General features: G+C 59.9%; 20 protein-coding genes. 11 read left to right on the forward strand and 9 right to left on the reverse strand.

The window, feature by feature from the left end; genetic code table 11:
* Positions 1 to 50: 50 nt before the first annotated feature.
* The 11 genes from ACR0KL_RS22050 (at position 51) to ACR0KL_RS22100 (ending at position 11,298) form a co-directional block, all read left to right on the forward strand.
* Positions 51 to 395 (forward strand): hypothetical protein, encoded by a 345-nt coding sequence (locus ACR0KL_RS22050; RefSeq protein ID WP_170375977.1) that lies wholly within the window; start codon positions 51 to 53, stop codon positions 393 to 395.
* A 70-nt stretch (positions 396 to 465) separates the two neighbouring features.
* A complete protein-coding gene (locus ACR0KL_RS22055) occupies positions 466 to 1,851 on the forward strand; it encodes a trypsin-like peptidase domain-containing protein (RefSeq protein ID WP_480777517.1) in 1,386 nt (461 codons plus the stop codon).
* A gap of 3 nt (positions 1,852 to 1,854) precedes the next feature.
* Entirely contained in the window at positions 1,855 to 3,168 is a 1,314-nt protein-coding gene (locus ACR0KL_RS22060; protein ID WP_480777518.1) for a replication-associated recombination protein A, read from the forward strand.
* 94 nt (positions 3,169 to 3,262) lie between these two features.
* Positions 3,263 to 4,069 (forward strand): crotonase/enoyl-CoA hydratase family protein, encoded by an 807-nt coding sequence (locus tag ACR0KL_RS22065; RefSeq protein ID WP_170680974.1) that lies wholly within the window; start codon positions 3,263 to 3,265, stop codon positions 4,067 to 4,069.
* 117 nt (positions 4,070 to 4,186) lie between these two features.
* A complete protein-coding gene (locus tag ACR0KL_RS22070; protein WP_170680976.1) occupies positions 4,187 to 5,230 on the forward strand; it encodes an RluA family pseudouridine synthase in 1,044 nt (347 codons plus the stop codon).
* On the forward strand, positions 5,227 to 5,898 hold the full coding sequence (locus ACR0KL_RS22075) for an HAD-IA family hydrolase (protein WP_170680978.1): 672 nt from the start codon (positions 5,227 to 5,229) through the stop codon (positions 5,896 to 5,898). The genes ACR0KL_RS22070 and ACR0KL_RS22075 overlap by 4 nt, the downstream gene beginning before the upstream one ends.
* 4 nt (positions 5,899 to 5,902) lie before the next feature.
* On the forward strand, positions 5,903 to 6,610 hold the full coding sequence (locus ACR0KL_RS22080; RefSeq protein ID WP_170680980.1) for an ATP12 family protein: 708 nt from the start codon (positions 5,903 to 5,905) through the stop codon (positions 6,608 to 6,610).
* A 207-nt stretch (positions 6,611 to 6,817) separates the two neighbouring features.
* Entirely contained in the window at positions 6,818 to 7,834 is a 1,017-nt protein-coding gene (locus ACR0KL_RS22085) for an amino acid ABC transporter substrate-binding protein (protein WP_170375963.1), read from the forward strand.
* A gap of 125 nt (positions 7,835 to 7,959) precedes the next feature.
* Positions 7,960 to 9,192 (forward strand): amino acid ABC transporter permease, encoded by a 1,233-nt coding sequence (locus ACR0KL_RS22090; RefSeq protein ID WP_170375961.1) that lies wholly within the window; start codon positions 7,960 to 7,962, stop codon positions 9,190 to 9,192.
* A 3-nt stretch (positions 9,193 to 9,195) separates the two neighbouring features.
* Complete coding sequence (locus tag ACR0KL_RS22095; protein WP_170692998.1) at positions 9,196 to 10,494, forward strand: amino acid ABC transporter permease; 1,299 nt, start codon at positions 9,196 to 9,198, stop codon at positions 10,492 to 10,494.
* Between the two features lie 12 nt (positions 10,495 to 10,506).
* Positions 10,507 to 11,298, forward strand: a complete 792-nt coding sequence (locus ACR0KL_RS22100; RefSeq protein WP_170375957.1) for an amino acid ABC transporter ATP-binding protein — start codon at positions 10,507 to 10,509, stop codon at positions 11,296 to 11,298.
* Positions 11,299 to 11,343: 45 nt separating this feature from the next.
* Here the strand turns inward: ACR0KL_RS22100 and ACR0KL_RS22105 are convergent, their stop codons facing one another.
* The 9 genes from ACR0KL_RS22105 to ACR0KL_RS22145 all read right to left on the reverse strand — a co-directional run bounded on the left by ACR0KL_RS22105 (position 11,344) and on the right by ACR0KL_RS22145 (position 20,223).
* On the reverse strand, positions 11,344 to 11,841 hold the full coding sequence (locus ACR0KL_RS22105; protein WP_480777519.1) for a SixA phosphatase family protein: 498 nt from the start codon (positions 11,839 to 11,841) through the stop codon (positions 11,344 to 11,346).
* Positions 11,838 to 12,512 (reverse strand): ferredoxin, encoded by a 675-nt coding sequence (locus ACR0KL_RS22110; RefSeq protein ID WP_480777520.1) that lies wholly within the window; start codon positions 12,510 to 12,512, stop codon positions 11,838 to 11,840. The genes ACR0KL_RS22105 and ACR0KL_RS22110 overlap by 4 nt, the downstream gene beginning before the upstream one ends.
* Positions 12,513 to 12,530: 18 nt before the next feature.
* The gene (argB, locus tag ACR0KL_RS22115; protein ID WP_480777521.1) at positions 12,531 to 13,394 is read right to left on the reverse strand and encodes an acetylglutamate kinase; all 864 of its coding nucleotides are present in this window, start codon (positions 13,392 to 13,394) and stop codon (positions 12,531 to 12,533) included.
* 115 nt (positions 13,395 to 13,509) lie between these two features.
* Positions 13,510 to 14,913 (reverse strand): PepSY-associated TM helix domain-containing protein, encoded by a 1,404-nt coding sequence (locus ACR0KL_RS22120; RefSeq protein ID WP_480777522.1) that lies wholly within the window; start codon positions 14,911 to 14,913, stop codon positions 13,510 to 13,512.
* A 69-nt stretch (positions 14,914 to 14,982) separates the two neighbouring features.
* Entirely contained in the window at positions 14,983 to 15,351 is a 369-nt protein-coding gene (locus tag ACR0KL_RS22125) for a DUF2946 domain-containing protein (RefSeq protein ID WP_170680992.1), read from the reverse strand.
* The gene (yihA, locus tag ACR0KL_RS22130) at positions 15,348 to 16,001 is read right to left on the reverse strand and encodes a ribosome biogenesis GTP-binding protein YihA/YsxC (RefSeq protein ID WP_480777523.1); all 654 of its coding nucleotides are present in this window, start codon (positions 15,999 to 16,001) and stop codon (positions 15,348 to 15,350) included. Before yihA ends, ACR0KL_RS22125 begins: the two co-directional genes overlap by 4 nt.
* Positions 15,998 to 16,735, reverse strand: a complete 738-nt coding sequence (locus ACR0KL_RS22135) for an MOSC domain-containing protein (RefSeq protein WP_480777524.1) — start codon at positions 16,733 to 16,735, stop codon at positions 15,998 to 16,000. The genes yihA and ACR0KL_RS22135 overlap by 4 nt, the downstream gene beginning before the upstream one ends.
* On the reverse strand, positions 16,732 to 18,561 hold the full coding sequence (gene yidC, locus ACR0KL_RS22140) for a membrane protein insertase YidC (protein WP_170680999.1): 1,830 nt from the start codon (positions 18,559 to 18,561) through the stop codon (positions 16,732 to 16,734). The genes ACR0KL_RS22135 and yidC overlap by 4 nt, the downstream gene beginning before the upstream one ends.
* Positions 18,562 to 18,687: 126 nt before the next feature.
* A complete protein-coding gene (locus tag ACR0KL_RS22145; RefSeq protein WP_480777525.1) occupies positions 18,688 to 20,223 on the reverse strand; it encodes a putative bifunctional diguanylate cyclase/phosphodiesterase in 1,536 nt (511 codons plus the stop codon).
* Positions 20,224 to 20,248: the final 25 nt, after the last annotated feature.

The raw sequence follows: 20,248 nt of genomic DNA on the forward strand, positions 1-20,248 counted from the left end.
CTCCATGCAAATGCTTGACCGTGCAAGGGTGCAGGTCTATGGCCCCCTGCATGGAAAAGCAAAAGAAACCCTCTCGTCAGCAAGTCTATACCCTGCTCGTGCAGATCGGCCGCAAGGAGGGCGACGGCCTGCCAGACGGCGCGACCGGAGCGGCCCTGATGTGCTTTGCCAGTGGCGTGGACGAGGCAGAGGCCGTGCGTGAAACGGTTGCGATCCTGAAACAGGCCGACACGGCCCCTCTGGACGTGACCGGCTATGGCACATTGGCCGAGCGCGAGGCGCAGGGGCATGACATCGACCCTGATGAACGCGCCCTGATGCAGCGAGCACTGGACGAGAACGCTGTCATTGTCGCGCAGATGACACCGTTTTTTGACGAAGGTGCAAAAGGCTGACGACTGGCCTTCTTGCATTGACGATCCGCTCGGCGCATATCCAGAGGGCTTTACTGGATTGAGGTTCCTCATGCGTCGCTGGATTTTCATCGCTGTTTCGGTCGCCATGGCATCGGTTGCCCATGCCGAGACGCGCGTCCCTCAATCCCAAGCCGAAATCTCGCTTGGTTTTGCCCCCGTGGTGAAAGAGGCCGCGCCTGCGGTTGTGAACATCTATGCCAAGATCGTGCGGCAGGGGCGGTCGCGGCCGTTGTTCTCGGACCCGTTCTTTCAGGATTTCTTTGGCCGCGGATTTGGAGAGCCACAGCAGCGGGTCCAGAATTCGCTCGGGTCGGGCGTGATCCTGTCCGAGGATGGCTATGTGGTGTCGAATTACCACGTGGTCGGCTCGGCCACTGAAATTCGTGTAGTCACAACCGACCGGCGCGAATTCACGGCTGAGGTGGTTTTGGGCCATGAGGAAAGCGATATCGCGATCCTGCGACTGGAAGAGGCTCAGGACCTGCCCTTCCTGACCATGCGTGATTCGGATCACGTTGAGGTGGGCGAGTTGGCCTTGGCGATCGGTAACCCGTTCGGGATCGGGCAGACGGTGTCCTCGGGCATTATATCGGGGTTGGCGCGCACCGGCACCGCGACCGGGAATGCGCGCGGCTATTTTCTTCAGACTGATGCGGCGATCAATCCGGGCAACTCGGGCGGGGCCTTGATTGACGTCAACGGCGATCTGATCGGGATCAACACCTCGATCCTGACTCGGTCTGGTGGTTCAAACGGGATCGGTTTCGCCATCCCCGCCAATCTGGTGGCCGAGTTCCTGCGGCAGGCGCAAGACGGCAACGAAGTGTTCGTCAGCCCCTGGGCGGGTATGAGCGGCCAGCATATGAGCGCCGACATCGCCGAGTCTCTGGGTCTGGTGATCCCTATGGGCGTGGTGATCTCGGATTTGCACGACCTTAGCCCTCTGGCCGAGGCCGGATTGCGGGTTGGCGATGTGGTCACACATGTAGACGGGGATGAGGTGAACTCTCCGGCCGAGATGAAATTCCGCATGTCCGTGGCGGGGGTCGGCGGCACATCCGTTCTGACCCGCTTGCGCGGTCAGGAAAGCGACGACATCGAAGTGGCGCTGATCCGTGCGCCTGATACGCCAGATGCCGAAAAGACGACCTTGGATGAAAGCACCGTACTGCCCGAACTGACCGTCTCGGGCGTTAACCCGGCTGTGATCATTGATCTGGGGCTTAAACTGTCCCAGTCCGGCGTCGTTGTTGTTGACCCCGGCCCATACGGCGCCCGCGCGGGTCTACGAGCCGGCGACGTTCTGGAGGCGATCAATGCTACGGACATCGCGCGTCCGCAGGACGTCGTTCGAACGCTGACCGATCCGGGGCGCAGGATCAACATGGTAATTCAGCGAGGCGGCCGTAGTCTGTCCCTACGATTCCGGCTGTAGCGCATGAGCGATCTGTTCGACACCGGCGCAGCCGAGCCTGCAGCGAATCCGCACCGCCCCTTGGCGGATCGCCTGCGTCCGCAAACGCTGGCCGAGGTGATCGGGCAAGAACAGGTTCTGGGTCCAGACGCTCCATTGGGGGTCATGCTGGCCTCGGGCAGCCTGTCCAGCCTGATTTTCTGGGGGCCTCCGGGCGTTGGTAAAACGACCATCGCGCGGTTGCTGGCGCAGGAAACCGATCTGCACTTCGTTCAGATCAGCGCGATCTTTACCGGTGTGCCGGACCTGAAAAAGGTGTTCGAAGCGGCAAAGATCCGGCGTCAGAACGGGCAGGGAACGTTACTGTTCGTGGATGAGATCCACCGCTTCAACAAAGCCCAGCAGGACGGGTTTCTGCCCCATATGGAAGACGGGACCATCCTGCTGGTCGGGGCCACAACCGAAAACCCTTCGTTCGAGTTGAACGCTGCGGTCCTGAGCCGATCGCAAGTTCTGGTGTTGGAGCGTTTGAGCCTTGCTGATCTGGAACGTCTGACCCAGCGGGCCGAGAAAGAACTGGGCAAAGCGCTGCCCCTGACGCCTGCCGCACGTGATGCACTGCACGAAATGGCAGATGGCGACGGGCGGGCTTTGCTGAACCTGATCGAGCAGGTCGCCGCGTGGAAGGTTGACGCGCCACTAGACCCGGATGCGCTGTCAACGCGCCTGATGCGGCGCGCTGCGAAATACGACAAATCCGGCGATGAGCATTACAACCTGATCTCGGGCTTGCACAAATCCGTGCGCGGTTCAGACCCGGATGCGGCACTCTATTGGTTTGCGCGGATGCTGACTGGGGGCGAGGACCCGCGCTATCTGGCTCGTCGCATTACGCGCATGGCAGTTGAGGATATCGGTCTGGCCGACCCTCAGGCGCAGGCGATCTGTCTGCAATCGTGGGAGACCTATGAACGGCTCGGCTCTCCCGAGGGAGAGCTGGCGCTAGCGCAGGCACTGGTCTATCTGGCGCTGGCGCCGAAATCGAACGGGGCCTATGTGGGCTACAAGGCGGCGATGCGTCTGGCCAAGCAATCGGGCAGTGAGCCGCCGCCCAAGCATATACTGAACGCGCCCACTTCGTTGATGAAGGATCAGGGCTACGGCGACGGTTACGCCTATGACCACGATGCAGAAGATGGGTTCTCGGGTCAGAACTACTTCCCCGAGACGATGAAGCGGCCTGTGCTGTATCAACCAGTCGAACGTGGGTTCGAGCGTGAGTTGAAGAAGCGGCTGGACTATTTCGCCAAGCTGCGCACGCAGCGCAACAGCGGGTAACGCAGGGTCAATTTCGCGCTGCCGTGGCGTCACAGGCGACAGGTGGCACACATCCGGCTTCCCTTGGGTCAATGACCATGAGGGAGGACATGTCATGCCCGTTTCCATAGACAAAACCGAAGACGTTTGGACCATCATCCATGACCGGCCCGAGGCGCGGAACGCTGTTGACCCGGATCACGCGAAGGCTCTGGTGGATGCGTTTCTCGAGTTCGAACACGGCCCTGCAAAGGTTGCCGTTTTCTGGGGGAAGGGGGGCAATTTCTGCGCCGGGTGGGACTTGAAGCTCGCCGCCAGCCTGTCTGACCCTGAACTGGGTGAGGCCTATTACGAGAAACACAGCTTTCCTATTGGATCCGCCACCTCGACGCTCGGGCCAATGGGGCCATCTCGGCTGGAATTGTCAAAGCCAGTCATCGGAGCCATCGACGGTGCAGCCGTGGCCGGTGGGATGGAGTTGGCCTTGTGGTGCGACATACGGGTGATGGCTGAGACGGCTTACCTTGGGGTTTTTTGTCGCCGCTGGGGAATTACTCTGATGGACGGCGGCACAGTTCGCTTGCCGCGCTTGGTTGGGCAGGGCAAAGCGCTTGAGATCGCTCTGACCGGGCGCAAGGTTGATGCTGAGGAGTGCTATCTGATCGGGTTGGCAGAGAAAGTCGTGCCGCATGGAGAAGCGCGGGCCGCTGCCGAGGCCATGGCCTACGACATCGCCCGTTTCCCGCAGGAGGCTGTGCGGGCCGACCGGCGCTCGATCATCGAAACGCGTGGGATGTCGGTGCGCGATGGGCTTAAGGTTGAATGGGCCAACGGTCTGGAGGCGATCCGGCGCGAGGGGACCGCAGGCGCAGGGCGGTTCCGAGACGGGGCCGGGCGACATGGGGATTTCTTGAATATCTGAAACACCTACGATTGCTTGACTCTCGACCCGTTGCAGGCCACAGACGCGCATGTTTTCTAGGATAGTGGTAACAGGATACTCCGGGCGGATCGGCCGCGCGGGACAAGGGGCGATGGCATGAGTGGCGTGCAGATGATTACGGTCGCAGAAGGTGACGGAGACCAGCGTGTGGATCGTTGGCTGCGCCGCCTGTTTCCGCATGTCAGCCAGGGGCGGATCGAAAAAATGTGTCGCAAGGGTGAGTTGCGTGTGGATGGCAGCCGCGCCAAGGCCTCGACCCGGCTGGAGGTTGGGCAGGTCGTCCGAGTGCCCCCGCTGCCGGATGCCGATCACAAGCCTGCCGAGGTGAAGCGCAGCGTGTCCGAGGCCGATGCGAAGATGATCCGGTCCTGCGTGATCTATCGTGACGATCACGTTTTGGCACTGAACAAACCGCACGGCTTGCCGGTGCAGGGCGGCAGCGGCCAGACCCGCCACGTCGACAGCCTGTCTGAGGCTTTGCGCTTTGGCTATGATGAGAACCCGCGGCTGGTCCATCGGCTGGACAAGGACACCTCGGGCGTTCTGCTGCTGGCCCGCACGCGAGAGGCTGCAAAGGGGCTGACTGCTGCCTTCCGCCACCGCGATACACGCAAGATCTATTGGGCGCTAGTCGCCGGTGTGCCGACGCCCTATCTGGGCGAGATCAAGACCGGTCTGGTCAAGGCCTCGGGCCATGGCAAGCAGGGCGAGGGTGAGAAGATGATCCCCGTCCATATGGGCGACATCGACAGCACGCCGGGGGCGAAGCGGGCGCATACCCACTACGCAACGCTCTACCGTGTCGCGGGCCGCGCCGCTTGGGTTGCGATGGAGCCGATCACGGGCCGGACTCACCAGTTGCGCGCGCATATGGCCGCGATCGGGCATCCGATCATTGGCGACGGCAAATATGGTGGCTCGGGTCAGGAAAACCTCGGCGATGGCTGGGGCGCGCAATTGGGTGGGATTATCAGCAAAAAGCTGCACCTGCACGCACGGCGCCTGTCTTTCCAGCACCCGATGACCCGTAAGCCGATCACGGTCGAGGCCCCTCTGCCCGAGCACATGAAGCACAGCTGGGACACGTTTGGCTGGACCGAAGACCTTGCCGCCGACGACCCCTTCGAGGAGCTGCAATGAGCGCACCGCTGCGTTTGGTCCTGTTCGATGTCGATGGCACGCTGGTCGACAGTCAGGGCAGCATCGTCCATTCGATGACGACCAGTTTTCAGGCCGCCTCGGTCGAGGTGCCAAGCCGCGAGGCCATTCTGTCGATTGTTGGTCTGTCTTTGCCTTTGGCCATTGCGCAGCTTGTGCCACAGCAGTCGACGACGGTTCAGGCGCAATTGGTAGAAGGGTACAAGCAGGCCTATCACGCGCACCGGCTGGATCTTGGCGCGGCGAGTTCCCCCCTTTATCCCGGTGCACGCGATGCGATCGAAGCCCTGCATGCGGTGCCCGAGATTCTGCTGGGCGTCGCCACCGGCAAATCGCAACGCGGTCTGGATGCGCTGATCGAAGCGCATGGGCTGGAGCGCTATTTCGTGACCCGTCAAGTGGCGGATCATCACCCCTCAAAACCTCATCCCTCGATGGTTCAGACTGCGTTGGCGGAAACCGGTGTTGAGGCTGCGCATGCGGTCATGATCGGGGATACCAGCTTTGACATGGACATGGCCGCCGCTGCAGGCGTGACCGGGATTGGGGTGTCGTGGGGGTACCACGACACTGCTGCGCTAAGTGCGGCCTCTTGTGTGATTGAAACATTCGACCAGCTGCCGGATGCGCTGGCCACTCTTTGGAAGTGAAGACATGAGCGACTGGAAACCGAAACGCTTTTGGACAAACAGCACCGCGGTCGAGGCCGAGGACGGCTATACGGTCGAGCTGGATGGCCGCCGGGTCAAAACGCCGGCCAAGGCCGCATTGATTCTGCCGACCAAAGCGATGGCCGAAGCCGTCGCTGCTGAATGGGATGCGCAAGACAAAGAGGTGGACCCGACCACCATGCCCTTTACCCGCTCGGCCAATGCGGCAATTGACAAGGTGCGCATCCAGCACGGCGAAGTAGCGGATATGCTGGCGGACTATGGCGACTCCGATCTGCTGTGCTATCGCGCCACCCATCCTCAGGAACTGCAGGAGCGTCAGGCCGCAGACTGGGATCCCGCGTTGGACTGGGCCGCCGAGACCCTGCAGGCCCGACTGATTCCCGTGGCGGGTGTACTGCACCGACCCCAATCGGCTGAGGCATTGGTGCAGTTGCGTCAGCAGGTCCATGCGCTGGACGCGTTTCAGTTGGCGGCTTTCCACGATTTGGTCAGCTTGTCTGGGTCGTTGATTCTGGGATTTGCGGCGGCGCAGGGTTGGCGCAAACCGGACGAGATATGGCGCATTTCGCGACTTGATGAGGCCTGGCAGATCGAACAATGGGGCCATGATGACGAAGCCCACGCCGTGGCGGAAACAAAGAAAGCCGCGTTTTTGCACGCCAAGACCTTCTTCGATCTCTCTGTTTGATCCTTCCAACGTTGGTTTTTTTACGCATCTGCCTAATCGAGAGGCGGAGACCCATCGTTTTCCCTGATCCGACCCTTGACGTTTGTTTATGAATGCGACCAAACTCAAGCCCACTAAAGGGGAGACACCTTTGGGGTAACCTTTCCGGCATCCACTATGCCGGGCAGAGCCGCCCTTACCGGGGCGGAAAATCAGGAAGAGGTAAAAATGAAAAAATCCGTAATCTTGGGCGCGGCAACAGTGGCCGGTCTGGCCGCAGGTGCTGCCGCGGCGGGAACTGTAGACGACGTCAAGGCGCGCGGCACTCTGAACTGTGGTGTGACCACCGGTCTGGTTGGCTTCGCTGCACCTGACGCGAATGGCGAATGGAAAGGCTTCGACGTATCGCTGTGCCGTGCCGTTGCCGCCGCTGTTCTAGGTGACGCAAACGCAGTTGAATTCGTTCCGACAACCGGCAAGACGCGCTTCACCGCTCTGGCCTCGGGCGAGATCGACATGCTGGCCCGTAACACCACATGGACCTTCAGCCGCGACGTCGACCTGAAGTTCGAATTCACCGGCGTGAACTACTATGACGGTCAGGGCTTCATGGTTCCCAAGGCGCTGGGCGTAAGCTCGGCCAAGGAACTGGACGGCGCAACCGTCTGCATCCAGACCGGCACTACCACCGAGCTGAACCTGGCCGATTTCTTCCGTGCCAACAACATCAGCTACGAGCCGGTTCCGATCGAAACCAACGCCGAAGCGCAGCAGCAGTACTTGGCTGGCGCATGTGACGTTTACACCACCGACGCTTCGGGCCTGGCCGCAACCCGCGCCACGTTCGAAAACCCTGGTGACCACGTCCTGCTGCCCGAAATCATCTCGAAAGAGCCGCTGGGCCCGCTGGTCCGTCACGGCGATCACGAGTGGGGCGATGTTGTCCGCTGGACCCTGAACGCACTGGTCTCGGCTGAAGAGCTGGGCGTGACCTCGGCAAACATCGACGAGCTGGCAGCTGGGACCGACAACCCGGAAGTCAACCGTCTGCTGGGCACCGAAGGTACTCTGGGCGAGATGCTGGGTCTGGACGCTCAGTGGGCCATGCGCGCCATCAAGGCGGACGGCAACTATGGTGAAGTGTTTGCCAAGAACATCGGTGAAGAAACTCCGATCGGTCTGGCACGCGGCCTGAACGCTCAGTGGACCGAAGGCGGCCTGCTGTACTCGCCGCCTTTCCGCTAAGACATCCACGGAAAAGGGCGCAGGACATCCTGCGCCCTTTTTCACTAATACTTACGCGAACGGACACAGAGCGGGGACAACCTCGCCATAAAAACAAAGTCCGCTAGCTACGGGGATTCCAAAATATGTCGACTATGACTGACCCGCCGAAAGCTGATTTTCGGCTGTCGATGCTCATAAACGATACCCGCTACAGATCGCTGACCTTTCAGGTGATCGCGGCTATCGCTATTGCGCTATCCATTTGGTATCTGGGCAACAACCTGATCCAGAACCTTCGGGCCGCAGGCCTGAACATATCCTACACATTCCTCGGCGATTCCGCCGGGTACGACATCAACCAGCGTCTGATCGAATATGACAGCCAGTCCTCGCATGGGCGGGCCGCGGTTGTGGGGCTTTTGAACACGCTGCTTGTGGCGTTTCTGGCCTGTATCACCGCAACAATATTCGGTGTGATCGCCGGGGTTCTGCGGCTCTCGAACAACTGGCTCGTCTCAAAGCTGATGGCGGTCTATGTCGAGATCTTCCGCAACATTCCGGTTCTGATCTGGATCATCATCATCTTCACGATCATGACGGCCGTTCTGCCGGGCCCGCGGGCGTTCCGCGGTGACAACCCGACCTCGAGCATGCTGTTTGATGCCTTCGCCTTCACCAACCGTGGGGTCTATATCCCCCGTCCGGAATTCGCGCATGGCCTGTTCAGTGCAACCATTCTGAACTGGCTGCTGGTGATTGCCGGTCTGGTCGGATCATGGTTCGCCTCGCGCGAGATCGAAAAGCGGGCGACCAAGAAGCAGGAAGAGACCGGTGAACGCCCCAGAACGCTGCTGGTGAAACTGGGCGTCTGGCTGGTGCCGTTTGCGCTGCTGATGGTTCTGATGGGCCTGACCTGGGACATTCCCGCGCTGAAGGGTTTTAACTTCAGCGGAGGTATCAAGGTCGGTGGTCCTCTGATCGCTTTGTGGTTCGCCTTGTCGATCTACACCGGGGCCTTCATCGCGGAAAACGTGCGGGCCGGTATTCAGGCGATCTCGAAAGGTCAGACTGAGGCTGCAGCCGCGCTGGGTCTGCGTCAGGGTCGGATCATGAATCTGGTCATCCTGCCGCAAGCGCTGCGGGTGATCATTCCGCCGCTGATTTCGCAGTATCTCAACATCACCAAAAACTCGTCTCTGGCGATTGCCGTGGGCTATGCGGATATTACCGCGACGTTGGGCGGTATCACCCTGAACCAGACCGGTCGTGCGATCGAATGCGTTCTACTGCTGATGCTGTTCTACCTCACCGCCTCGCTGGTGATCTCGATGGTGATGAACGTCTACAACGCATCCGTCAAGTTGAAGGAGCGCTGAGCCATGGCCGATCAAACAACCAATCCGATCGCTTTCGTGGCCGAAGGTACCATCCCTCCCTCTCCGCCCCCGGCGAATGAGACGGGCGTGGTCAAATGGCTGCGTGAGAACCTGTTCTCGGGCGTTACCAACACCATCCTGACGGTTCTGTCGCTGATCCTGATCTACATCCTTCTGAAGAATACGCTGCCGTGGATTCTGAACGGGGTGTGGAATGCGAACTCGCTGGCAGAGTGTCGTGAGATTCTAGGTGGCAAGACAGGCGCGTGTTTTGCGGTTCTGACCGAACGCTGGCCTCAGCTGATCTACGGCTTCAAATACCCGGTTGACGCGTACTGGCGCCCCAACCTGGCCTTTGTGCTGATGCTGGTGGCCTTTGCTCCGGTGCTGTTCTTCGACTTGCCGCGCAAGATGCTGATCTTCACAGCGCTCTACCCGTTCATTGCGTTCTGGCTGATCTGGGGTGGCACCATTCTGGTCCCGCTTGTGGCTCTGCTGGGTTGCGTCGCGGGCGGCGCCGTGTTCCAGAAATTCGGCAAGAACAGCTTTGCGGCCGGCTTCTTCGGGGCAATCATCGTTGCGCTGGTCGTGTGGAATGTTGGCGGAGCGCTGATACCAGAAGGTGCTTCTGAAGACGCTATGCTTACAGCTGTTCCCAGCCGTGATCTGGGTGGCTTCATGCTGAACATGATGCTGGGTGTCACTTGTGTGTCGCTGTCGGTTCCGTTGGGCATAGCCCTTGCACTGGGCCGTCAGTCCGACATGCCGCTGATCAAGTGGGTGAGCGTCATCTTCATCGAATTCATCCGTGGCGTGCCTCTGATCACGCTGCTGTTCGTGGCTTCGGTGATGCTGGCCTACTTCTTCCCGCCTGACAGCACGGTCGATCTGTTCCTGCGCGTTGTGATCATGATCACCATGTTCTCAGCCGCCTACATCGCCGAGGTGATCCGCGGCGGTCTGGCAGCGCTTCCACGTGGACAGTATGAAGCAGCAGACAGCCTTGGTCTGGATTACCCGCAGGCGATGCGGTTGATCATCCTGCCGCAGGCTCTGAAGATCTCGATCCCTGGTATCGTGAACGTGGCCGTTGGCCTGTTCAAGGACACCACACTGGTTTCGGTCATTTCGATGTTCGATCTGGTGGGCATGATCCGAGGCCCCATCCTGGCGTCAACCGAATGGAACGGCGTCTATTGGGAGCTTCTAGGCTTTGCCGCGCTTCTGTTCTTCGTCGTCTGCTACGGCATCTCTCAATATTCTCAGTGGCTCGAGCGTCGCCTTGCCACCGATCATCACTAAGGAGTTCAACACATGTCTGAACTTGCAATTGACCGCGAAATCGACCGCTCGAAGATGCAGGTGAGCGACGAGGTCGCCATCGATATCAACGGAATGAACAAGTGGTACGGCTCGTTCCACGTGCTGCGCGACATCAATCTGACCGTCAACCAAGGCGAGCGGATTGTGATCGCGGGCCCGTCCGGCTCGGGTAAATCCACCCTGATCCGCTGCCTGAATGCGCTGGAAGAACACCAGCAGGGCAAGATCGTGGTGGACGGGATCGAACTGTCGAATGACCTGAAAAACATCGACAAGATCCGGTCAGAAGTTGGCATGGTGTTCCAGCACTTCAACCTGTTCCCGCATCTGACCATTCTGGAGAACTGCACGTTGGCCCCGATCTGGGTGCGCAAGACGCCCAAGAAAGAAGCCGAAGAGCGCGCGATGCATTTTCTTGAGAAGGTGAAGATCCCTGATCAGGCGCTGAAGTATCCGGGTCAACTGTCCGGTGGTCAGCAACAGCGTGTGGCGATTGCTCGCTCGCTCTGCATGATGCCGCGGATCATGCTGTTCGATGAACCGACATCGGCGCTTGACCCCGAGATGATCAAAGAGGTGCTCGACACCATGATCGAGCTGGCCGAAGAAGGTATGACCATGCTCTGTGTGACCCACGAGATGGGCTTTGCCCGTCAGGTCGCCAACCGCGTGATCTTTATGGATGCTGGCCAGATCGTAGAACAGAACGAACCGGAAGAGTTCTTCAACAACCCGAAGAGCGAACGCACCAAGCTGTTCCTCAGCCAGATCCTCGGGCACTGATCGAGATCACATCAAATGAAAGGCGGGGTTTTGCCCCGCCTTTTTTCATTTCAGAAGTTCGCGCGGGATCGCGAAGCCTAAGACCTTGCCGCTGTGCTTCTGGATGTCGGACCACTTGTCGATCTCAAACTGGATCACCGTTGTGGCGCAGGTCGGGTAGTCATGGAACCGAGCGTGCTCGGGCGCGGTTTCGACAAGCTGAGCGGCGAACTGGGCAATACCGGGGTTGTGACCCAGCATCATCACGGTTTGGCCTGTTGCCGTCTTCAACTCTGCCAGCATCGCATCCGGGCCCGCCAGATAGAGGTCATAGGCGTAGTAGGCGTTTTCAGCATGCAGACCCATGTGGTCCCAGGTCTCACGCGTACGGACCGAGTTCGAGCTCAGAAGCTCATCCGGGACCCAGCCGTTGTTCTTGAGCCAAGATCCAATCGCCGGGGCCGAGGCGCACCCACGTTTGTTCAGTGGTCTCTCATGATCGCTTAGGTTGGGATCATCCCAGCTGGACTTGGCATGGCGGGTCAGGATCAGGGTGTGTGTCATGACGGATGAAAGGCCCTCATATGATGTGCGGATTGGTCCGGGTCTCGGCCTGCGCGGGCGCTGACCGGGCAGGAGAGGCGCGCGAGGCATCCCCCGGTCATGCAGATCTGCCCCTCGGGCGTGGCGAGGTGGTTGTGGCAGGCCTCGACATTGTAGAAGCTCTGATCATTCAGCGCACCCACCGGGCAGGTCTGCGTGCAAGGCGCTGCGCATGAGGTACATGGCGAAGGAGCGGTCGCTAGGGGTATTGGGAATTCATCGGCGAAATGAAGCGCGCCGCGGAGCGAGATCATCATGCCCATCTGGTCATGTACCAGAGCACCCACCGGGCTGCTGAAGGTCCGCCCTGATTTCAACGCCCAGTCGATGAACGGCGCGTAGGGAGGGCCGCCAAAGGGAAAATGTGCCTCGGCACCTAAGTCCTGTGCCAATTGCCCAACCACACGGAGTGACCAGCGATCGACCGGGTCCTTGCCCTGCCATTCCGGCGCGGCTTTCAACTGGGGCCAGAACTCGGGCCCTGCGCCCAAAAGGATCAGGGTACCGCTATCCAATTGTTTCGCTTGAACCTGGCGCGGGTGCAGCGCGCCCATGACAATCAGCCCAACCCGCTGAGCTGCGTGTTCGATACGGTCATAGCGGTGGTGAGAGGAGGCGGGTTGTTGGGTCATATCTCCTCCGGTTTGGAATTAGTCGGGGCGTATCAGCGAACCGGCGCCGTGTTCGGTGAACAGCTCCAGCAGGACCGCGTTGGGCGCGCGTCCGTCCAAAATAACCACCGCGCGCACTCCACTATGCAGCGCATCCAGCGCGGTTTCGGTCTTTGGGATCATGCCACCGGCAATGGTGCCTTCCAGAGTCATTTCGCGGATCTGACCGGCCTTCAGCTCGGTCACCACCTCGCCAGCAGCGTTCTTGACGCCCGAGACGTCCGTCAGCAGCAGCAGGCGGTCGGCTTTTAACGCCGAGGCGATAGCCCCCGCAGCGGTGTCACCGTTGACGTTAAAGGTCTCACCCTCGGTGCCCGCGCCAAGCGGTGCGATGACCGGGATCACATCATGCGAGAACAGGTCGTGCAGGACCTTTGGGTCCATCTTCGACGGAGACCCCACAAAGCCTAGCGAAGGATCGGTCTGTTCGCAGGTCATCAGGTTGGCGTCCTTGCCCGACAGGCCCACAGCGGTGCCGCCCTGACGGTTGATCGCCTGCACGATCCGCTTGTTCACAAGGCCCGACAGGACCATCTCGACCACTTCCACCGTCGCTTTGTCGGTGACGCGCTTGCCGCCCACAAACTCTGACTGGATGTCCAGCTGTTTGAGCATCGCGTTAATCATCGGTCCGCCGCCATGCACGATCACCGGATTCACACCGACCTGCCGCATCAGCACCACGTCGCGGGCAAAGCTATCCATCGCCTCATCGCTGCCCATGGCATGGCCGCCCAGTTTGATGACGACAATCGCGCCATCGTAGCGCTGCAAATAGGGCAACGCGCTGTTCAGGGTTGCGGCGGTGGCGATCCAATCCCGGTTCATGTCTCGTGTCTTCATGGCTGTCAGTCCTCTGATCCACTCTGTTAGGGCGTTTGGACCGGGCTGCCAAGACCATACCGCTGCAAAAGCAGGCTATGGGGGCCGCGCCGGGTTGGCGCGGCCCCTGTTCAGATCAGCTCATCGCGCGTTTCATCGCGGGAATATTGCTGAGGATCAGCAAGTCGAAGACCAGTACAACCAGTAGGGTCAGCCCTACCAGCGGGAAAGCCATAGCTGTGAATAGCCCGATCAGGACCGCGCCTTTCCACAGCGGCAATTCCGCAGGCATCGGTGGAGCCGCCAGACGACGCGCCTTTTGCGGGCGGCGCTTGACCCACATCACCACGCCCGAGACGCAGACGAAGATCACCGATAGGCAGAACACCACGTTGAGAATGAAGTTCCACGTGCCCATCAACCCCATATGGAATGGGATCCCAACGGCCATGGATTTGCCCATCAGCGAATAGTCCGTATACCGTACATCGGCCAGGATTTTGCCGGTGTATTGGTCGACATGGACAGTTCGGTCGTTCACGGGATCGGTCGAGTCGCTGCTCATGCTGTCGCGGTTGAGCGTCCAGACGCCATCTTTGCCGCCCGGATAGGCCACTCGGAATCGTCCGCTCATCTCCAATGCCGTCCCCAAAGCGACTAGCGCGTCGATATCGACTAAAGTGCCCTCTGGCACGCCCCCAATGCCCGCGTCAGAGCCGGAGGAAGGCATGGGCGTTTGCTCGAGCGCCCACGGCACGTCGTTCTGATGACCGTGGTTCATGCTGGCATGGGTTTCATCCGACAAGGGAACGTTGTCCCATTTCTCGGCTGGGAAGCTGCTCCAGGGTTGAACGATCATACCGCCCCAGACCCCGGCCCAAGACAGGCCTGAGACAAGGAAGACGACCAGCAAGAGTGACATCCAGAAGCCGACCACTGCGTGCAAGGACTTCCACAACGCGCGCCCTCGCGCCTTGAGGTTGGGCACAAATGCCGCCATCGCATTGCTGCGTGGCCACCATAGATAAAGGCCGGTGAACACCAGAACGAGGCTCAGGCCTGCGGCGATTTCAAGTATGCGGTCGCCAGTGGTACCGATCAGAAGGGTCGAGTGGATATTGTCCGCCAGATCATACCATCCGGCGCGGCGATCCCAGATTTCCAGAACATGACCGGCGTAGGGGTCAACCGCGACCAAGCGTTGGCCTTCATCGGTTTTGATGCGGAAGACGGTGGCCAGATCCTCGGCCTTGGGGCCGATCCATTCGACGACCTGCCCGGGAACCTCGGCCAAAGCGACTTCGGCCTGTTGCGAGACGGGCAGGGCTTTGCCTTCGACCGTGACGGCGATTTTCTCGCCATCGCGCCCGTCAAACTGGGTTATGAACATCATCATCAAACCGGTGACGGCGAGGATGATCAGAAACGGGATTACGAAAATCCCGGCGTAGAAGTGCCACCGCCAAGCGGCGAAGTAGAATTTTTGCGCAGCTGTATTCTGCATCGGGGCTGTGCCCGAAGTTTGGCTATTCATTGCCATTTGAAATCTCCATATACAGACATCCCTCGCGCGCAGGTGCGCGCAGGGTCAAAACAAGGTTTCGCTGTTTCAGGAGGAGTGGGGTGGTCCCCGCGCATCATAGCGGGCGTAAAACCCCGCACTTCGATGGGTGAAATCGGAATGATCCCAGCGCGGCTGCAGTTGGAAATCCGCCAGAATGATCAACTCAAACCCGGGCAAATTGGCATCCGCAGTGAGCCCCGCAAAAGGGCACATGGAGCGCGTGTCATGCTCATCATGGATTGGATCGTCCGGGTCCAGATCGACCCATTGCTCGACCATTCCCTCACCTGTGCAAAGCACCAGTAGGATCTTGCCGTCATTGCCTTGCGCGGGCATCCAGCCCTGCGGAATTGCACTGGTCGTGAGCAGTGCAAGCAGGGTCAGAACACCAAAGACGCGCAGGATTAGGGTCATTCCAGATGGGCAATGATAGAGCGTAGCGTCGGCACCCCATCCCCTTTTTCCGAGGATGTCAAAACGATCTCGGGGTAGGCGGCAGGGTGTTTGGACAGGGCTTTACGCACTTGGTTCAGCACTTTCTCGCGGTCGTTGGCCTTCACCTTGTCGGCCTTGGTCATGACGCATTGAAAGGTCACGGCGCTGGTGTCCAGCAGCTTCATGATCTCATCATCCACAGGCTTCACCCCATGGCGTGAGTCGATAAGAACGAAGGCGCGACGCAGGGTTTGCCGCCCGCTAAGATACTGTTTCAGCAGCCGCTGCCATTTCTCAACTACCTTGACCGGAGCATTTGCGTAGCCATAGCCGGGCAGGTCCACCAGATACAGCTCAGGACCTTGGGTGAAAAAGTTGATCTCTTGCGTGCGGCCCGGTGTGTTTGAGGCGCGCGCGAGGCCCTTGGTGCCGGTCAGCGCGTTGATCAGGCTGGACTTTCCGACATTCGAGCGTCCAGCAAAACAGACCTCAAGCCGGTTGGGGGCGGGTAGGCCGTTCATCGCGACGACGCCTTTGACGAACTCGGATTCACCTGCAAACAGCTTGCGCCCACGCTCCAGCGCGAACGCGTCAGGATCTTCGGCAAGCGGAAAGGGCAGGGCAGTCATAGCAGTTGAACCTTGTCGTCAATGCGGATTTCACCGCCTCGGATCACCTCGGCATAAACGCCGAAATCCTGATGGTCCCAGCTGTTCAGGGCACCAAGTGTATCTGCGTCCCGCTCGCCCGTGTCGGGGTTTGCAGTGGTCGCCAGACAGCGCGTGATCCGTTCGCGCACGTGGAACACGGCCTGTCCAATCTGAACTTCACGCCCGAGCCAATCGAACTCCTCCCACAAGGGCAGGCCATTGAACCAGATATTGCCGCGCCAGCGGACAGGCGACAGCTCACGACCCAGCTTCTGTTCGACCGCGCGGTGGCTGGCCATGTTGCACAGGCTGATTGAGGGGAAATCACTGTCGGTCATTCCCCGACCGGGCACACGCACGATCCGCGCCGATGCTGCGCGATCCGCAGGCATCAGTGGTTTGACCCACTCCAAAAACACGTCCTGCTGGGTATCGGGTGCAAAGCTCAGATCCGGACGATCAGGGTGGCGAAGGGTCACGCTGTCGCCGTGGGATTCGGCCGAGATTGCCATCAGCTTGGGCGCCTTCGCACCGCGGCTGAAATTTACGCAGGGTGCCCATTCCGAGCCGTCGGTCCTGGCAGCCTCATGCGCGACGGCCCAAACACGATCCCCGGGCATGGTCTGCCCGGGGAGTACAGTGATCTCGGTCAGGGCTTCTCGCCCATGGCTCTTGATCGGGTGCCGCCAGATGGCTGAGACCTGCCCGCTCATTTGCCGTCCGTCTTCGGCGTACGCTTGAAGCCGGACTTGATGTTGCCGAACACGTCCGGCTTATATCCTTGGCTGCGCATGATCAGATACTGCTGGGTGAAGGTGATGGTGTTGTTGGCAATCCAGTAAACCACCAGACCGCTGGCAAACCCGCCCAGCATGAACATGAAGACCCACGGCATCCAGGCAAAGATCATCGCCTGTGTCGGATCGGTTGGCGCCGGGTTCAGCTTTTGCTGTAGCCACATCGAGATACCCAGCAGCAGGGGCAGGATCCCGATAAAGATCAGCGCAAGGAAACTTTCGGGCGCGGGTGCGGCCCAGGGCAACAAGCCAAACAAGTTGTAGATCGAGGTCGGGTCCGGCGCGCTGAGGTCCTGGAACGGACCAAACCACGGGGCCTGACGCAGTTCGATAGTGACGAAAATCACCTTGTACAGCGAGAAGAAGATCGGGATCTGCATCAGGATCGGCAAACAGCCCGCGGCGGGGTTTACCTTTTCCTTCTTGTACAGCTCCATCATGCCCTGCTGCATCTTCTGCCGGTCGTCGCCCGCAGCCTCTTTCAAGGCCTCCATCTGCGGCTGAAGCTCCTTCATCTTCGCCATCGAGACGTAGGATTTGAACGCCAGCGGGAACAGGATTGCCTTGATGATCAGCGTCAGGCCGATGATGGACCATCCCATGTTGCCGATCAGGAGGTTAATGTTGTGCAGCAGCCAGAAAATCGGTTTCGTCAGGAAGAAGAACCAACCCCAGTCGATGCTGTCGATGAATTTCTGAACGCCCTCGGATTGGTATTCCCGAATGGCTTCCCATTCCTTCGCGCCCGCGAACAGTCGGGTGCTGACCTCTTCCGTCGCACCCGGAGCCACTGTCAGGGTCGGAAGCACGGTTTCGGTCTGATAGATTTTGCGGCGCGAGTCGTATTTTGCGGCCGCCTTGAAGGCCGATCCGGGCTCGGGGATCAGTGTTGTCATCCAGTAGTGATCGGTGAACCCGATCCAGCCGTCCTCTTTGACTTGATAGACCTCGGCCTGAGCGCGTTCGTTCGGGTCGATGTCAAAGTCGCGGACATCGCCATAGTCGACCTCGGTCAAGGTTCCGTCGGCCATGCCGATCACCCCTTCATGCAGGATGAAGAAGTTCTTGAGGCCCGGCAGATCGCCGTCTTCGCCAATGCCATGGCGGGCCAGAATGCCGTAAGGGGCCATGCTGACCTCGGCGCCGGTGGCGTTTTCGACCGACTGGGTCACCGAGAACATGTAGTTTTCATCCACCGAGACTGTTCGGCGGAAGGTCAGGCCGTTGCCGTTGTTCCACGCCAGAGTGATGGGGGTGTCCACGCCCAATGTCTCGCCCTGCTCAAGGGTCCAAAGGGTGTTGGGGCCGGGAACGTCCGTGCCGCTCACACCGGATCCGGGGGCCCAGCCATAGAGGGCGTAGTAGGCCGAATCCGACCCGACAGGGGCCAGAAGTTCGACGATCGGTGCGCCTTCCTCAAGAGAGGTTTTGTAATCCTTCAGGAACAGCTCATCAATGCGGCCGCCCGACAGCGACAGGCTGCCTTTCAGACGGGGCGTATCAATCGCAACGCGCGGGGCCTGTTCTTCGGGCTGAGCCTCTTCCGCGGTTGCGGTTGCCTCGCCAACCGTTCCGGTACCGCTTGCGCTGGGCGTTTGAATCTCGGACCCTTCGGTTGCCGCTATCTCGGTCTGTTCCGTTCCGGGCGTGGGTTCCGGCGGAGGGAACAACACGAACCAGACCAGGATCACGAGAAAGCTGAGCGCGGTTGCAAGGATGAGATTCTTGTTCTGATCGTCCATCTGGGACAGCCACCTTGAGCAGTGAAAGACACCCGCAGGGTTCAACAGAGTGCAGGCCCAAAGGTCAAGCGGAATCGGCTGCAAATTCGTCGCGCCGTGGCATTCCGGGGCACTCTTTCACGGAATTCAGCCGGTTTGGCGTCCGATTTTCGGAACCCCGTTCATCTTGCCGTTATGCGCGGCCATCCAGTCCAGCGTCTTTTCGAACGGCATTGGCTTGCCGATACCAAAGCCCTGCACGTGATCACATCCAAGCTGGGCCATCAGGGCATGCTCCCCCGGTGTCTCGACCCCTTCCGCCAGCGTCTCCAGATTCAAGCGTTCGGCCATGGTCAGGACGGCGCTGGCCATCTGTTGCTGACTGGGGTCCTGATCGGATTTGGCAACGAATGAGCGGTCGATTTTGATCCGCGTGACATTGAACCGCTTGATCGACGCGATCGAGGCATGGCCGGTGCCGAAATCATCCAGATCAATACAGCACCCCAAAGCTGCAAGGCCGGTAACATTGCGGGTGATCACGTCGTCGGGGCGGCGGGAAAAGACGGTCTCTAACACTTCGACGGTCAGTCTGTCGGGGGTCAGATCTAATTGATCCAGCTCCCATTTGAGGCGGTCGATCAAACCCGGTGCGCGCAGCTCATCCGAAGAGAAGTTGACGCCTATACGCGGCACAATAACGCCCGCCCTGTCCCAGGCCCGCATGGCGGTGAAGGCGTGGTGCCGGATGGCCTGACCCAAACGCTCCATCAAGTCGGCTTGTTCGGCGAAGGGCAGGAAGACTTGTGGGCTTAGCACGCCTTTCTGCGGATGTTCCCATCGAGCCAGCGCCTCAAAACCCGTAACGCGGCCGGTATCCGTGGATACCTGTGGTTGGAACCATGGGCGGATATCGCCATGATCCAGCGCCGCCTCGAACTCTTTACGCAGATTGCTGCGGATCAGTGACCTGCGCCGGGTCTCGGAGGAATAGGCCCGAATCGTCGAGGGCCCGCTGCGTTGTGCCTCGGTCAGCGCCTCGGTGCTGGCGGCTTTCCAGTCCGAGACCGTATCGCCAGAGATAGTTTTGTTCATGCTGAACCCAATCGAACAGGTCAGGTAGAGGCCGATTCCATTGAGCATGATCGGCTCTTCTACCGCAGACTGGATGCGCCCTGACATCTGAATACAAGCCTCGAGATCCAACTGTTGCGACGGATGCAGCCCGATCATCAAACCATCGTCCCCGACCAACATCGCAATGTCATCGTCGCGGATCATCGAAAGAACCCGGCTAGAGAACTGCTGGTGGATGTGATCGGCGGCGGCCTGGCCGTGAATATCCACAACCTCGGGAAAGCCGTCGATTGCAATGGCGATGCAGGCTGTACCAGCCTCTTGCTGGTGCGCGATTTCAAGCTTTTCTGACAGGGCCAGATTGAACTGATCACTTGGCAGCACACCCCCGATTGCCTGCGCTGCATGCGTTTTCGCCTGACTGTCCACACTCCCTGCCACCGCGAACATCAACGGCACCCCAAGCGTCACACTGACAAGCGCGCGTTCGCCGCCCAGCCAAAACGCGCCAAGGCTGAGCGCTGGCAGAAAGGCCAGCGCAGATGGCCCGCTGAGGGCAGAGGTCACAGGACGCAGAAAACGGTCAAAATCAGGAAGGTTCCGCATAACTATTCCAGGCCTTGGGCATCGA

The organism is Ruegeria sp. C8 (assembly GCF_056537565.1).